Here is a 16,020-nt window from a genome sequence, read left to right as displayed (position 1 = left end):
GGTTTGGAGAGGGATTTGATATATCTCATGATAAGCGTAAGCTTATCTTTAAACGCTCTTGTATACGTTTAAATAAACTATTTTCCTATCGTATTAGCCCCCTGCTGAGAATTGGAATCTAATTGCTTTTCACCGTAGTTTAATAGTCTTTCTATACTTATCAGACGGTTTTCCCAAGCTTTAATTTGATAGCTATTTTCTATCTGTTGTTGACGCATCCAGACTCGAAATAGTGATTGAAAACGATTCAAATTGGCTTTTGCTGTCGCTAATTTACTAGCCGAGGGTGTGCTGGCTAGTTGAGTTAAAGCATTCTGGATAATTTCTGCTTGGCTGTAAAAGTCGCCAATGCCTTTCTCTGTTGTTTGTTGCTTGTCAGTTTGTAGCGTCAACTGCCATTCTCGTCTCAAAGCAATATAACGATTTAAGGCGCTTTGGAAAGGTTGACGATGAGGCAGAGGTTCAGTAATGGGAGATTGTAGTCGTCCTTGAGTATTACTGAAAAGCCTATGCAAATCTTGATTGAAATTTTCGGCTGCGAACAAGGCATAACCACTTACTGGTAAATCGCGCACTAATTGCAGTTGGTCAAATGTACCTAATGTTGATAAGGAAAGCAAGCGGATACCGGGTACGAGCAAAGCAGAACCTAATTGTGTTGAAGCTATCCAAGGTTTTGCGAGAGTTTGGAAACGTACCGTATCTTGGGCATAGGTCATAGGCACAACTAAATCTACATCCCCCTGTCTAGCCCAAGCTTCCCAGTGCTGTTGAATTTTTTGGATACGCTCGTATTCTGGAAGAGGGAAAACAGCCACAGATAAAATCAAGTTGCGGTGTTGCTGACGCAACATTTGGGAAACTTGACTAACAAAAGTATCAACTTGTTGGGTACGAAATTTTGTCCATTCCTGCCACAATTGTGTTTGACTTGGAGTAATCTTCATCGGATCTACACCTGTCAATTGTTGAAACTGGGTTATGGCTGCTTTACCATAGCCATAACTGTGTCCTGCGGCTGGGTCTTGGAAAGGATAGCGAATGTAATCTAGCTGTAACCCATCCACCTGATATTCAGTGACAATTTCCTCGTAAAGTTTGAGTAAATACTGACGTAACTCAGGATTGGCAGGATCGTAGAACGGCTTAGTTTGACCGGAGGGAATCATTTTGCCTTGCTGGTCGTAGTTTGCCCAATCAGGATGAGCCGCTAGGACTGGGCCAGGATAATTTGGGTCAATTTTGAGTAATTGATTATGACGCTGATTTCCAGCCGCGAATGTCCAAACCCAAGCGTGTATTTCCATTCCTCGCTCATGGGCTAATTTCACTGCTGAGGCTAAGGGGTTCCAACCGCGAATTAAGGGATTTTGCTGTGGTGCAACCTTACTGGGGTAGATTGTATAGCCAGCGTTGACTGTTTCAAAAAAGATAGTATTGATGCCAGCTTGCGCCAAACGGTCAAAAATTTTGGCTAATTCTTCTTCACTACCAGCACGGACAATTGTTCCCCTATCAAACCATACTGCGCGAATTTCGGCTGGTGCTAATCTGCGATCTATAGGAAATTGCTTCCACAGATTTGTTTTGATTGCGAGCCATTGTTGACGAGCCAACGCATAATTTTTATTGGCAATCAACTGAGGTAAGTTTTTGGCGACTGTTCTTGCTTGTGCTACAACTTGCTCTTTGTTAGAGATGGAAGTTGGAGTGTTGGGGTTTTGGGTGACTTCTGCTTTTGTAGACTGAGAGTTTAAGGTATTACCATCATTCACTAATGCCGCTAAATGGGAACTTTCTACTCGTCCAATGAGATTTTCTATCTCTTGCTGCATAGAGATCGCTTCACTAGGTGCGATCGGTGCATTAGAATTAGGGGCAACATTCCAGCGTACTTGTTGTTCTAGTTGATCTATTGCTTCCTCTGCTTTAGGTGGCTTAGGGGAAGGCATAGGAGAAACTGAAGGAGTAGGGGCGATGGCAGCAACACGGGAGGGAGAAGAATTATTATTTATCTGTGCGTTTGCTCGCCTGCTCCTCTGCTCACTGGGTACAGAAGCTACTGATGTTGTGCAACTGGAGGAAGCACCAGCTATTTTTTTTGTGTTTTTGGATGATGAGTAACGGTTTAGTGCAGCTTTTAACCAAGCACTATCTAATTCTGTTGTGGATGCTGTATCGACTCCCCAACGCCAGCCCAAAAATGTGGTGCGCTCAGTTGAGACGACGGCGGCAAAATTACCTGCGCCATTCCACATCGCAACAGCTTGGCTAGTAGTGTTATTGGGTATTAAAACGCCACCATGTACATTACCAAATAATCCCTTATTATTCACCCAGGAATAATTAACTTTGGTTGGGGGTTTGAGCGGTTGTTTATCTTTAAGGCTAAATCCCCAATAACCACCCAAGAGGGTTTTTAATAATTGACGAACACCTGGGGTAGAGAGGCTACCAGCAGGGCCGCTTGCAATGAGGTTCCCGCCTTTACTTTTCCATTCTTCTAAGGTGAGAGCTTGGGTTGGTGTTAAAGTTTCGATATTTGGTAAGAATAATATGCTGCGATCGCCCCAATCTGCTGCACTCTTGACACTTGTCAAAGAAATGACGCAATAGTCTACATTTATACTTTGTAAACGCTTGGTAATTCCTGTCCAATGCTGGGCATTTTCTTGACTTTGCACTACACTTAAAACAGGTTTTTCTGCTGCCTTGACTGTCAAAATATCAACACAATTAAGAATAATTATTTGCAGAGGAAAAAGGAAGAATCCTGTTTTTTTAATTAATACTTTGTAATCTACTGTATTGATTTTCTGGCGATTCTTCACTATATATATCCCCTGCTAATTAATGTTTTCCTATTATTTATGAAGTAAATTAATAGCAATTTACATCGGCGAAAAGACTGAGTTTGAAGTTTTAAATGCTTACACTATCAGTAATGCAAGTATTTATAAGTTCTTCTACTCCGGCTACTGGAAAAATTTTAGTTTGTAATTGTTGGGCTACTTCCTCAACAGTCGTATCATCTAAAAAAACTAGTTCTCCATGTTTGAGCATGACTTTAGGTAGCAAAATTCCTGCACCTAAATCTTGACCTTTGAGATTTAACAGTAAATCATGACCTGTAATTAATCCGGTAACACTAATAGCTTGTCCCCAGTAATCACTAGATAAAGCTTTCATACTTACTTCCAATCCTTCTACAGCATTTAATCTGGCGAGAATTGGTTGAAAAGCTTTTTCTACAGCATTACCAACCACCCAAGTTAACTTTTTTGGCTCGTCAATTTTTGCTGGTAATAATTGTGTTGCAGTTTCCGCAAATTGTTTGAGAAATAACCGAATGGAACCTACGCCATTATCAATTTGTGGATATTCTTCGTACTCGGCTTCGCTGGGTAATTCCTCACCTGCAATCAAAAACCATTCGTCTGCCAACCAAGCTACGTTAGAACCAAATTTTTGGCGAAATTCTTGAGTAAGCGATCGCACTTGGGCAATCACTTCTTGGGCTTTTTCCCTAGTCACAGGTACGAGTTCGTCTTCTGCGGGACGAAATCTAGTTAACCCGACTGGTACAACTGCAACTGAAGCAACGGTAGGCACATCCCCATCATGAAATGACGTTAAATCCCGTAGTGTTTGTTCCAAATGTTTGCTATCATTTATACCAGGACAAACTACTACTTGGGCATGGATTTGCAACCTTCTTTCTTGGAACCATCGCAACTGATCCGATATTTGCGCCGCACGGGGATTTTTTAATAGCCTCACTCTCACATCCGGTTCCGTAGCATGAACGGATACATACAAGGGAGACAGGCGCATCTGTTCAATCCTGCGCCATTCGCTTTGGGGTAAATTGGTAAGAGTTAAGTAAGAGCCATACAAAAAGCTCAACCGATAGTCATCATCTTTTAAATACAGACTGGAACGCTTACCTGGGGGCTGCTGGTCAATAAAACAAAACGGACAGCGATTATTGCACTGAATCAGACCATCAAACAACGCAGTTTCAAATTCTAACCCCAGGTCTTCGTCATATTCCTTCTCAATTTCTATATGATGAGTTTTGCCGGAGGCATCCAAAACTTCTAATTCTAGAAACTCATCAGAGCATAAAAATTTATAATCAATTAAATCGCGCGGGGGTGTACCATTAATAGCTACAATCGCATCCCCCGCCTCAAAGCCAATTTCAGCAGCGATCGAATCGGGTAAAACTTTAGTAATACGGGCAGGAAGAATGCCAGCCATGAGTCAAAAGCCAAGTCTTCATAAGTAGTCACTACTTATGAATATAGACTAATGGCAGTAGGATTTAGAACATAAATGATGATTAGAAGTCTCAGTCAACAGTCAATAGTCAATAGTCCACAGTCAAACAATTTTAGATTTTGGATTGACGATTTTGGATTGACTGCACCCACAAGGGGATGCAGCTTGGAGATTTTGGATTGACGAAGCAGCGCGATTTGTTCTGCCCACTAGGGGCAGGGCTTGAACCAAAAATAATCCAAAATTTAAAATCTAAAATCTAAAATTAGTACGGTCAACAGCCCACAATGGAAATAACTGTAAACTGTCAACTGTCAACTGATTGAGTCCCTACCTATTCTGCAAAACCCCAGCATTAATTGCGCTTAAGATGGCTATGCCAAAGGCTAATCGATACCAAATGAACACCCAGGTACTTTGAGTTTTGAGAAAGCGGAGTAAGCCAGCGATCGCAATATAAGAAAAAATGGTGGCAGAAATCACGCCAACAATTAGCGGCAGTAATCCCCCATCGCCTATACCTTCTCCTACAACGTCTTTTAACTCTACTAACCCAGCCAAAGTAATAGCGGGTATCCCTAGCAAAAACGAGAATCTGGCGGCTGTTTCCCGTTGTAAACCCATAAATAAACCACTTGTGAGGGTGGAACCAGAACGAGAGACACCGGGAATTAAAGCCAGTGATTGGGCTAAACCCATTAACAACCCATCTTGCATTGTCAGATGTTCAAAATCTCGCTCACGTTTGCCTAATTTTTCTGCCACCCCCAATAATAATGACATTCCTATTGAGGCAATAGCGATCGCACTTAAACTTCTAATGGGTGAATTATCAAAATCGGGGATAAATTTTTTAATTAATAATCCGAAAAATACGATAGGTATCGTTCCCAAAATTATGCCTAAAGATAGACGCAAATCATAATCTTCGTAATTTTTGGAGGCGATCGCTCTTGTGGCTCCGCCGATTAACTTTGTCAAATCCCCCCAAAAATACCACAGCACAGCCGCAATACTCCCCAACTGGATAATAGCTGTGAAAGCTACCCCCGGATCACCCCAACCCAAGGCAACAGGCACGACTTTGAGGTGCGCTGTACTACTAATTGGTAAGAACTCGGTGATTCCCTGGACAAAACCCAAAACAATCGCCTGGAAAACATTCATCTGCTGCACCCCAGTATCTACCGAACCAGGAGGGGCGCTAAAAACCTCTAAAGGAAACACAACTATCGACAAAACCGCCGATACTACACTAACTAGCACGAACCACTGACGTTTGAATAAAGTCATTACTTTACCTGCGATCGCTGTAATCTACAAACAATTAAATAAACAAACAGCTAACTAGATAAGCTCCCAGGAAAATAACACATTAGTCATTAGTCCATAGTCAATAGTCATTAGTCAATAGTCATTAGTTAATAGTCATTAGTTAAGTTGTCAGTGGCTTTTCCTCCTCATCTCCCCATCTCCCCCCACTCCCTCATCTTCCCCACCTCCCCCACTCCCCACTTTAATCGTGGTATTATAAATATGCCCCCAGGGGGGATTATTGAGTATGTTATTTTGAGTAATATAAAGATTAGTAACAATTATTAAAACTTTGATTAATAATACATTGGCATCTTACGCAGCTTCTACCACAACAGATATTACAGAATTACAGCAAAGCGACGCTGGGCAGAAAAATAATATTAGAGATTTGGAATCTACATTAGAAGCCTCTCCTTCTTTGCCCTTAGCCTTAGTTTCTCGGCAAACATGGCTAGTGTTTGCAGCAGCAGTATTTCTGGTATCAGTGCCTGTATTTATAGAAGCACCATTAGTGCGATCGCTACCTGCTGTTAGTTTAGCGATGACAGGCTTTTGGATATGGCTCAGTTTTAAATTAATGTCTCGTCCAGCCACCTATGTTTGGGGTGACTTGCTTTTCGGCTTTAGCTGGAGTTGGCTGGCTGGCGGAATTTACTGGGGTTGGCTACGCTGGGAACCCTTGTGGCATTTACCAGTAGAATCTATAGGTTTGCCTTTTGCCTGTTGGTGTTTGTACCGTAATTGGGGCAAAGTAGGCAATTGGTTTTATCTAGGTTCCTTACTCGGCACAGTATTAACAGATGTATATTTTTATGTAGTAGATTTAATGCCCTATTGGCGGCAAATCATGTTAGTAGAACCTGCAAATGTATCACCGATTTTACAATCAGCTGTTGCTCAAGTGCAAACACCTTGGGGTATAGGCTGGGCAGTTATTCTGGGTTTAGGACTACTCATAGCCGGAACTATCCCCTTAAATCAAAAGCAGCGACACTGGTATGCCTTTGGTGGCGCAGTTTTAAGCACAATCTTGGTAGACAGCCTATTTTTAATAGCCGCCTTGACAGCATAATACGAGGTGAGTGGGGAGTAGGGAGTAGGAAGTAAGGGGAGATGATATTAACTCCTGTCTTTTACCTTTTGACTGTGGACTAATGACTAATGACAACTATCAACTGACAAACACCAAATATTGTGGCCATTAATAAGCTGTATATTAGTTTCTGATGGCTGCTGTGTGTTGAATGAGCCAGATCAGTGAACAGTGAACAGTGAACAGTCAGCAAGGGTACATGGTATGGTGCTTCACCAACTACCAACGCCTACCAGCAATGGGTGTTTCCCCCAAGAATTTAACTGCTAACTGATAACTGTTAACTGATAACTGTTAAAGCTGTTATTTTCAGTTTGATGGAAAGAGGTGAAAAAATCGTGAAAGGATTGGTGCGTTTATTAACAGTATTTAGTTTGTTGCTGGGCTGCTGGGGATGGTTGGGAACAACTCAGAATGCCCAAGCTGCTAGTTTACAAAGTTTTTTGGTTCCTCAAGTGCCAGTTTTGGCAGTTGAATCTGAAAGATTAAATCGGGCAGATGCAAAACTAGCAACTGAATTTGGTAAAAAAGTCGATTTGAACAATACCAATATCAGAGCTTTTCAACAATATCCAGGTTTATATCCCACTCTGGCTAAGAAAATTATCCAAAACGCTCCCTACTCTAAAGTAGAGGATGTATTGGATCTGCCAGGATTGAGCGATCGCCAAAAACAAATCTTACAAGCTAATTTTGATAACTTCACAGTTACAGATTATGAACCAGCCTTCAACGAAGGTGATGATCGCTTGAACAACGGTATTTACAGATAATTGCTTTTGTATTTACTGTTAACAAGACTCACCCACTCTCTATCTCAGAGGGTGGGAGTCTTATTATTAAAGAAGGGGATGGGTAATTCGTAATTCGTAATTCGTAATTACCTACTCCCTACTCCCTACTCCCTACTCCCTACTCCCTAACATTGTCCAAGATAGATATTCCTAGCCAATTTGATGTTTTAGTAGTCGGTGCTGGTGCGGCTGGACTATATACAGCATTGTGTTTGCCAGAATCCTTACGAGTTGGTTTGATTACCAAAGAAACGGTTGCGTTATCTGCTAGTGATTGGGCGCAGGGTGGTATAGCAGCTGCGATCGCCCCAGATGATTCACCAGCATTACATATTGAAGATACACTCCAGGCGGGGGCGGGTTTGTGTGATGTTGCAGCCGTCAGGTTTTTAGCGGAACATGCTCCTAGTTGTATCAAATCTTTAGTGAATTTAGGCGTTGCTTTTGACCGTCATGGACAAGCTTTAGCATTAACATTAGAAGCAGCCCATTCCCGTAACCGTGTTCTCCACGCCGCCGACACTACAGGAAGAGAAGTAACAACCACTCTCGCAGCCCAAGTATTACGCCGTGAAAATATTCAAGTAATTCAACAAGCTTTGGCTTTGAGTTTATGGCTAGAACCCCAAACTGGTCATTGTCAGGGAATTAGTCTATTTTATCAAGGTGCTATTAGCTGGATTAGGGCTGGGGCTGTGGTCTTAGCAACAGGTGGCGGCGGTCAGGTATTCGCCCAAACTACTAACCCGGCCGTGAGTACAGGTGATGGAGTCGCCATTGCTTGGCGGGCTGGGGCAATTCTCCGCGATTTGGAGTTTGTGCAATTTCACCCTACAGCCCTAACTAAACCTGGTGCAGACCGTTTCCTCATCAGTGAAGCTGTTCGCGGCGAAGGCGCACATCTAGTAGACAATGAAGGGCGGCGATTTGCTTTTGATTATCATCCGGCTGGAGAATTAGCGCCCAGAGATGTAGTGAGTCGAGCCATCTTTAGTCATTTACAACGTACAGCAGTTGATCCAGCTACGGCCCATGTGTGGCTAGATATGCGCCCTATTCCCGAAGATCAGATTCGTCATCGTTTTCCCAACATCGTTAAAGTGTGTCAGCGTTGGGGCATAGATGTTTTTCATGAACCAATTCCCGTAGCCCCAGCCGCCCATTATTGGATGGGGGGAATTGCTACCGATTTGCAGAATCAAACCAATATACCAGGGTTGTATGCAGTGGGAGAAACTGCAAGTACGGGTGTACACGGAGCTAATCGTTTAGCCAGTAATTCACTATTGGAATGTATTGTATTTGGAGCGCAGTTAGCAAATATCAAGTTGGCTGATGTAAAGTTACCATCAGCAACACCAGCCCTACCTACGCAAGAATTTAACCTTGATGAGCGCGAGTGGCAACATCAGCAAGCACAGTTAGCCACACTCAGAGAGAAGCTACCTCGTCTAGTCTGGCAAAGTGCGGGTATTTGTCGAGAACAGTCTGCGTTATCTGCGGCGATCGCTACTGTAGAATCGTGGCAGGAAGATTTTGCCAATTTACCTTTAAGTCAGTTTCTTTTATCTTTACAACCTAACGAGCAAGTCAGGTTTAATTTTTCTGATATCGATCACCAATTGCGGCTGTGGGCAGAAACTGGCAACTTACTCGATATTGCTTATTTAATTCTCCAAAGCGCTGCTTTTAGAACGGAAAGCCGTGGCGGACACTATCGTTTAGACTATCCCCAACCCAATCCTGAGTGGCAAGTTCATACAGTAGTGCAGAAATACCGATGGCAGAAATCCCAGATTATAAAATCTTAAATAATACTTAAGTATGTTCAACTAAGAGTTTATTTTCCATATACTACCTTGTAGATGAGAAAGCGCTTCTATAACATCATACTCAGCTTCAGTAATCCCTAACTGAAGTTAATGTCTTCATGGAATCCTCAAGTAAATGAAGCCGTTGACTAAATATCTGTTCCGGCTTTGGCACTAAGATTTCATAACTTGATTTGATTAAAAACCTGAAAAACATACTTTAAATAATAAAGTACTTAGCGAGTGCCGCTTCCATGCTGGCTATCTGGCCCACCATAATTTGGAGGGACATATACTTCCCGTGAATTTATGGCTATTTGCCCAGAGCTTTGTTTAATTGCTTGGCGATCGCTAGAAACATCTGATGATAGCGAAGATTTTGTATTTCCAGTAGCATCTGCCACCTTGGGAATAATTACGCTGGCACTAATGCAAAATATCAAGACTCCGATGACCGTCAAGTTAGTTTTCATAAATTTTTAAAATTCTGGTTTATTAAAAGATCATTAATTATTTACAAAAGCAAAACCGAGATTTCCTAAAAATTAAATTTTCGGTGAATTTATGGTTCGACTGCGAAAGAAAAACTTAACTACGATCACGTTTAGAAGTCGGATTCTTTAAAGAATTTGCCCTCATAACGCTGGCCATAATTAAGCAATATAACCGATAGCAGATTATAAACACCTACCTGTGGTTATAACTATTTCTCAATCTAGAGTTAGATATATTCATTAATTACCACAGGAGAAATATAGCCCTCATGTTTTTTTAACTATTTCTTAATATTTGCAAGTGTATATACTCACACTGATAGTATTTATTTGCGTACTATTACGTAAGAAAAATGCGTTTTTTGAAATCATAGTTTGTAACTAATATGTAATGGTTAAGTAGAAGATATCTACTTTATTAATTCTTTGTAAAGATTATTTATATCACTTTCAGTAAATTTTTACAAATATTTAATGTTGATGTGAAGACTTTTACCGTTCTAAGTACAAAATAGGCATATACATCTGTAAATTGACATAAGTAATAAATATTTTGTATAGATTTTTAATATTAAAATTACTTTAAAAAAGCCCGCTCTTATAATCTCCATGACACATTGATGATTCATAAATACGTAAATCCGCTCATCTATACTCAGTAAACTAGTGTTATGGCAATTCGTGATGGGCTTAATTTTGCCAGAGCAGCCCAGTCGCTGCATAGGGAATTGGCGCTCTTTACGAGACGCGGCGCGAACAGATAGGGTATCCGACAAATTGTTTGTATAGCTGTGACTTCAGCCAACTGATGCTTTAAGCAAATTCAAAACGATTTTTTCCTAAATGTTTGGCTCGATACATAGCAGCATCTGCCTGTTTGATCAGTGTATCGGCATCTAAACTGTTATCTGGGTAAATACTAATGCCAATACTAGCGGATACCTTAGTACTACGTCCGTTAAAGACAATTGGCTCAGTGATATTTACGAGAATTTTTTCAGCGACTTTAGCAGCTACCTGTACATTGGGTATCGCCCGTAAAATTATGGTAAACTCGTCGCCACCTAAACGCGCCACAATGTCACTGGTACGCAGAGAATTGCTCAGTCGTTGAGCTATTATCAATAATAAGCGATCGCCTATTTCGTGACCCAGGTTATCATTCACTTGCTTAAAGCCATCCAAATCAATAAATAGCAGTCCAAGTAAAAGATTGTGATCTTTTGCCCAGTTCACAGATTCGCAAAGTTGTTCAGCAAAGTACTTACGATTCGGCAGACCTGTTAAGGAGTCGTGATAAGCTAAATAACGCAAATGGTCTTCTTTAAGTTTCAATTCATTATTAGAGCGAAATAATTCTGCGGCTGTGCGCTTCAGTTCCTCCTCCATCAACTTGCGTTGAGTGATATCGCGGATTACACCAACTAGAAAGACATTACCAGCTGCATCTTGATGAAGCGATCGCTTAGTGGCAATTAGATGAGTTTTTCCATAAGCATTAGTAAATTCTTCCTCATGTTCTTGAGGTATTTGGCTTTGAAACACCAACTCATCTTGCTCCCTAAAAATCTCCGCTTCATGTTTGGGAAAAAACTCAAATTCTGATTTTTCCACTAACACAGTATCAGGATAACCAATAAATCTACAGTAAGCATCATTTAAAATTATCCATTGATGCTTTTCATTTTTGACGAAAATAGGATCAGGAATTGTATTAATAACTTGCTGCAAAAATTCTTTAGAACGCTTTAACTCATCCTGCATGTGAGCCAGATAGTTAATAATCCAAATTGCTGAACAAACAAAACTTATTGATGATGGAATTAAAGGTATCCACCATCCTAATAAAAAAGCAAAATAAGCAACTAAAAAAATTAAGCCACAACCAACAAATATAGCCAAAATAATTGAAGCTGCTCGACGTATCCGCCATGTAGTTACCGCACCTAAATAAGACCAGCTAAAAATCCATAAAGACTCCCAAAACTTAGACCAAACTTGCAATAATGGTCTTTCATCCAAAGCAGCAGAAATTAACTGACTCACAAAATAAGCTTGTACTTCAATTCCAGGTACAGGCTTCGCTTCTTTCATCAGATCGCTAGAATAGGGAATAAATACAAAATCTTGAGTACTAGGAGCGGTAAAACCGATCAAAACAATCCGGTCTTGAATCCAGTTTTTTGGTACTTTATTATCCAGCACATCTACCATACTTACCTTTCGGAAACCACAGAAATCTACATCAGAATCATGACAGCGTGGTTTAGGAAAATTAGACAAAATTTGATAGCCTCTATCATCGGCTTTTACATACGCACCATCATTTTCTTCAAATCGGATAAATTCAGTTTTTCCTAACCGCAAAAACTCTGGGTTGATAACTCCTTTAGTCGGAAAAACATTCTCTGACTTCAAGTACAACAAAGCCAACTTTAAAGCAAAACTCTCATATGGCTGATTATCAACATGCCAATACAATAAACTACGCCTTATTTTTCCATCAATATCATTGATTAAATTATTAAAACCTACTTGCTCACTATTTAATCCTATTGGTGGAGGAACATGGTAATTTTGATTATTTGCCAAGAGTTGTGTGCCGATCAAATTAGGCATTGATTTATAAGTATTTATCAAAATTTCGTTACCATCTTTAGGTGGTAAATTTCTGTATATATCTAAGCCAATAGCACGAGGTTGGTTAGCTTGTAATTTTTTTAATAAATTAGCAATAATACTATCAGGAATGGGAAAACCATAACGCAACGATTTCTCATCAATAGCGACAATAGTAATCCGATTATCAACTTGTTCATAGGGACGAATACGAAAAAATTGATCCAATGCAGCTAACTCTACGGATTGTAATAAACCTAAATAGCGCAACAAAAGGACACAAAAAAAAATGATCGAGGCAGTTATTAATTCTCTTGGCACTCGACTAAGACTTTTTTTTATTTCTTGAATTAACTTGATAAAATGCTTGTTTAGTTGCTTATTCATTCCCAATACCTAAGGGAGAAATATTACATCTTACTTATAAAAAGTAATTTCAAAACTCACAATTTAGAAATTAGAAACCATAGAAATTTATATCCAATTTTGAATCTTGGACTGACTATATTTTCTTACTAGAATTGAAAAGTTTAATCAAACACTTCAAAGCATCCTTTAAGTAGTGTTTATGAATAGTATATTTTCACTGAGTTATAATTGCCATACTTTTATACACAACTCGTATCATTATTTATATCCCAGCAACATAGAGAAACAACTATTTACTTAAGTTAACATACTGGTTAAAGCCATACACTTATACACTCTAAAACCATGTTACTGAGACACAACGTAAAAAACCGACATCCAGTCTAAACAGATAATTGTGACCCGTAAATCATGAAATAAAAAAGTCAACAGGTAATAACTTCCACTAGCCTACCTATTGACTATTGATTCAGTAATATTTTTGTGGTCTGGCGAAGTCGTCAGACATTAGAAATTTTATTTAAAATACTTGAAATTGCTTGGGCCTGTATAACCTGTAATTTTTGCCAGTTCTGTCAGATTTCTTACTCCGCTATAGCTTTGACCGTTGATAATCCAAGTAGGGAAGCTTTGAATATTAGCGGCTTTGCATAAGTCTACTTTTGCTTTGGGGCTATCAGCAGCACACTCTACCTTAATATTGTCACTGATAATTTGATAAGCTTCTTTACCAAAGAGTAATTTCTGCTCATGGCAATGAGGACACCAATAGGCAACGTACTCTTTAGCACCTATCTTAACTAAGTGTTGTGCTAGGGCAATCTCTGCCTCACCAGAAGTAGTAGCAATTTCCCAGCCAAATTCCGGGTTTGGATTAGTTTGAGGCACAAATGCAGGCAGTTGTCCAGGCGGTATGGTGGTGGTAACATCCGGTTTATTCAAACCAGAGTAGATACCTAAAGTCCCAATCAGCGTTACCATCCCGACAATCAACGCAGTAAAGAAGATTTGCCCTACATCTTCCCAAGAGCGCCCGACAATTGTTAATACCAAAAGGCTCAGGGAGAATAAAGCCGAACTAATACAATAAAGACAAACTGCTTTGATTTGGAATGTTAGCAGATACATTAAGTAGCCACTAAAGACCGACATAGCGATCGCACCCACCAAAAGTAGCCACCATGTCAGATTCTCTAGCCGCTTATCTTTATTATTTTCTCCACCTTTCAAGACAAGAGGCGCTAGAGCCAAAATTAACATTCCGGTATATGCCAAAAACCCAAACAAGGCTAAAGGCTGTCCAAAAACCGTAGCCCAAGGGCTAGAGAGTACATCTGTACACCCTTTAGCCCCAGCTTGCGCCACACAAGCAGGACTCCCTCCTGTTAACTTTTCGATAGTTAAGTAGCCAGTATTGAGAGCGCCCAGACCGGCGATCGCGGCAATTATTGGACGCGACCATTTATGAATCCAAGGAGTAGAACGGCGACGAATCATAAGTTGTGAAATAGGGTATTGCTGATTAGGGATAGGAGAGATCAGGGGGATAAGGGAGATGTAGCTTGCTTCCCGTAAGGATAGGGGATGAGGGAGATGAGGAGGAAAGGGTAGATAAGATGTATACAAATTTTTATCTTACTCCTCTCACTTCCCCTACTTCCTCATCTCCCCCCACTCTCTACTCTTTACTCCCTACTCCCCACATCCTAAGAATGTATAGTCACTGAGGAAATAGATTTACTCTCACCTTTAGAGTTCCAATTGCGGCGTGCAGCTTCCACAAATTGGCTGACGCGAATCGGGTCAATTGGTTGCTCGATTTTACCTTGGCGCTTGAGGGAACTGGAAACAATTACACCATTAGCAGCCTGCAACAGTGTACCTACATTTTCCCAATTAGCCCCACTACCAATAAATACAGGTGTGCCATTGGCTGCACCACAAGCTAGTTCTAAATCTTCTTGATTGGGAGGGCTACCCGTAGCCCAGCCGGATAAAATCACCGCATCGGCTAAACCCCTTTCAATCGTATCCTTCACCGCAACAGTGAGATTAGGCGAACTCAAAGGGCGAGCATGTTTAACTAACACATCAGCGAGAATTTTCACATCGCTACCCAATTCTCGGCGATAGCGAAGTAATTGATGCGCTTCTCCCTCGATTAATCCTTGGTCTGTCGCCATCACTCCTGTCAGGACGTTGACGCGAATAAATTGAGCGCGGACACAACTGGCGATCGCCATTGCACTTTTGCCATCATTCCGCAATACATTTAATCCTATGGGCAACGTCACCAAATTCTGTATCCGTTGCACTACCACAGTCATGGCACTCACAACTGCCGGGTCTACCTGATTTTTTGTAAACGGTGCATCAAAAAAATTTTCTACAATAATACCGTCAACTCCGCCACTAGCAAGTGCTGTTGCCTCTTGTTCTGCGCGGTCAATCACTGCTTTGAGGCTACCTCCCCAACGGGCAGAAGTCGGCAGTGGGAGCAGATGCACCACGCCAATTATCGGTGTTCGAGTTTTAAATAGTTGATATAAGTCCACGTCTTTTAACTATTGTCAGAAATTGGGTACTGGGTACTGTAGATTGGAGATTGGGAATTAGAAATTGGGAATTGGGTATTCAAAAACATTCTCCCTCATCTCCCTCACCTTCCTCATCTCTCTCCACTCCCCACTCCCTACTCCCCAGCCCCCTATTTTACTGCCTCCTCCTGACGAGAGAATTTGGCATAAAACAAACCATAAGATATGTTAAGATAAAACTTGACTACAATGAGGAGTTTGCCACTCACAACACGCAAGGCGGCTTCCCGTAATTTCGGCAGGGTTCCTGCGTTCCGTCGTAGGTCAAGCCTGAACTTCAGGGTAGCATTACTGCTTTGGGCGTAGTCGCAAGAGCGATTTCCCGGAGGGTAGCGACTTCTCACAACCAGCCCTTTGGGGGGCGGCTTCCCGATGGGTAAATTAAAAAAGCATACGCTGCAACGGTAATGTAAAATACCAACAGGCGAATTGTTAATAAATATTAAAAAGTGTCAGATTTATCTAAAGACACTAAAATTTACCCTGGGAAACAAATTAATAAAAACATCATAACATGACTGGAAATAGTCAGGTTCGAGGTTTAGGCAGTTGTTGACAGTGGATAAACCCACAAAACACCTGCCAACGGAGGGTGCGAAATAACAAAGAGCGAAATTATCGGACTTTGTGTTTAATAACAAG

At 40.9% G+C, this 16,020-nt stretch carries 11 protein-coding genes; 3 read left to right on the top strand and 8 right to left on the bottom strand.

Features of this window, described 5'->3' with window-relative positions:
- Positions 1 to 77: 77 nt before the first annotated feature.
- The 3 genes from NSMS1_RS20875 to NSMS1_RS20865 all read right to left on the bottom strand — a co-directional run bounded on the left by NSMS1_RS20875 (position 78) and on the right by NSMS1_RS20865 (position 5,577).
- On the bottom strand, positions 78 to 2,831 hold the full coding sequence (locus NSMS1_RS20875; RefSeq protein WP_224086662.1) for a glycoside hydrolase family 10 protein: 2,754 nt from the start codon (positions 2,829 to 2,831) through the stop codon (positions 78 to 80).
- A gap of 91 nt (positions 2,832 to 2,922) precedes the next feature.
- Positions 2,923 to 4,263: a TIGR03279 family radical SAM protein gene (locus NSMS1_RS20870; protein WP_224086661.1), complete on the bottom strand. Its 1,341-nt coding sequence runs from the start codon at positions 4,261 to 4,263 to the stop codon at positions 2,923 to 2,925.
- 351 nt (positions 4,264 to 4,614) lie between these two features.
- Positions 4,615 to 5,577: an undecaprenyl-diphosphate phosphatase gene (locus NSMS1_RS20865; RefSeq protein ID WP_224086660.1), complete on the bottom strand. Its 963-nt coding sequence runs from the start codon at positions 5,575 to 5,577 to the stop codon at positions 4,615 to 4,617.
- A 313-nt stretch (positions 5,578 to 5,890) separates the two neighbouring features.
- On the opposite strand from NSMS1_RS20865, the gene NSMS1_RS20860 reads away from it, so the two are divergent.
- The 3 genes from NSMS1_RS20860 to nadB all read left to right on the top strand — a co-directional run bounded on the left by NSMS1_RS20860 (position 5,891) and on the right by nadB (position 9,299).
- Positions 5,891 to 6,673, top strand: a complete 783-nt coding sequence (locus tag NSMS1_RS20860) for a DUF3120 domain-containing protein (protein ID WP_224086659.1) — start codon at positions 5,891 to 5,893, stop codon at positions 6,671 to 6,673.
- Between the two features lie 359 nt (positions 6,674 to 7,032).
- Positions 7,033 to 7,467, top strand: a complete 435-nt coding sequence (gene psbU, locus NSMS1_RS20855) for a photosystem II complex extrinsic protein PsbU (protein ID WP_224086658.1) — start codon at positions 7,033 to 7,035, stop codon at positions 7,465 to 7,467.
- Positions 7,468 to 7,619: 152 nt separating this feature from the next.
- Positions 7,620 to 9,299 carry an L-aspartate oxidase gene (gene nadB / locus NSMS1_RS20850; RefSeq protein ID WP_224086657.1) on the top strand — a complete coding sequence of 560 codons (1,680 nt, stop codon included), beginning with the start codon at positions 7,620 to 7,622 and terminating at the stop codon, positions 9,297 to 9,299.
- A gap of 236 nt (positions 9,300 to 9,535) precedes the next feature.
- Here the strand turns inward: nadB and NSMS1_RS20845 are convergent, their stop codons facing one another.
- The 5 genes from NSMS1_RS20845 to NSMS1_RS20825 form a co-directional block, all read right to left on the bottom strand.
- Complete coding sequence (locus tag NSMS1_RS20845; RefSeq protein WP_224086656.1) at positions 9,536 to 9,772, bottom strand: hypothetical protein; 237 nt, start codon at positions 9,770 to 9,772, stop codon at positions 9,536 to 9,538.
- An 834-nt stretch (positions 9,773 to 10,606) separates the two neighbouring features.
- Positions 10,607 to 12,799, bottom strand: a complete 2,193-nt coding sequence (locus tag NSMS1_RS20840) for a CHASE2 domain-containing protein (RefSeq protein ID WP_224086655.1) — start codon at positions 12,797 to 12,799, stop codon at positions 10,607 to 10,609.
- Between the two features lie 498 nt (positions 12,800 to 13,297).
- The gene (locus tag NSMS1_RS20835) at positions 13,298 to 14,278 is read right to left on the bottom strand and encodes a vitamin K epoxide reductase family protein (RefSeq protein ID WP_224095297.1); all 981 of its coding nucleotides are present in this window, start codon (positions 14,276 to 14,278) and stop codon (positions 13,298 to 13,300) included.
- A 209-nt stretch (positions 14,279 to 14,487) separates the two neighbouring features.
- Positions 14,488 to 15,336 (bottom strand): photosystem I biogenesis protein BtpA, encoded by an 849-nt coding sequence (gene btpA / locus NSMS1_RS20830; RefSeq protein ID WP_224086654.1) that lies wholly within the window; start codon positions 15,334 to 15,336, stop codon positions 14,488 to 14,490.
- A gap of 152 nt (positions 15,337 to 15,488) precedes the next feature.
- A complete protein-coding gene (locus NSMS1_RS20825) occupies positions 15,489 to 15,722 on the bottom strand; it encodes a hypothetical protein (protein WP_224086653.1) in 234 nt (77 codons plus the stop codon).
- Between the last annotated feature and the right edge of the window lie 298 nt (positions 15,723 to 16,020).

The organism is Nostoc sp. MS1 (assembly GCF_019976755.1).
GTDB lineage: Bacteria > Cyanobacteriota > Cyanobacteriia > Cyanobacteriales > Nostocaceae > Trichormus.
Note: the sequence above shows the minus strand (reverse complement) of the source record. Positions and strands in the feature narration are given on the sequence as shown.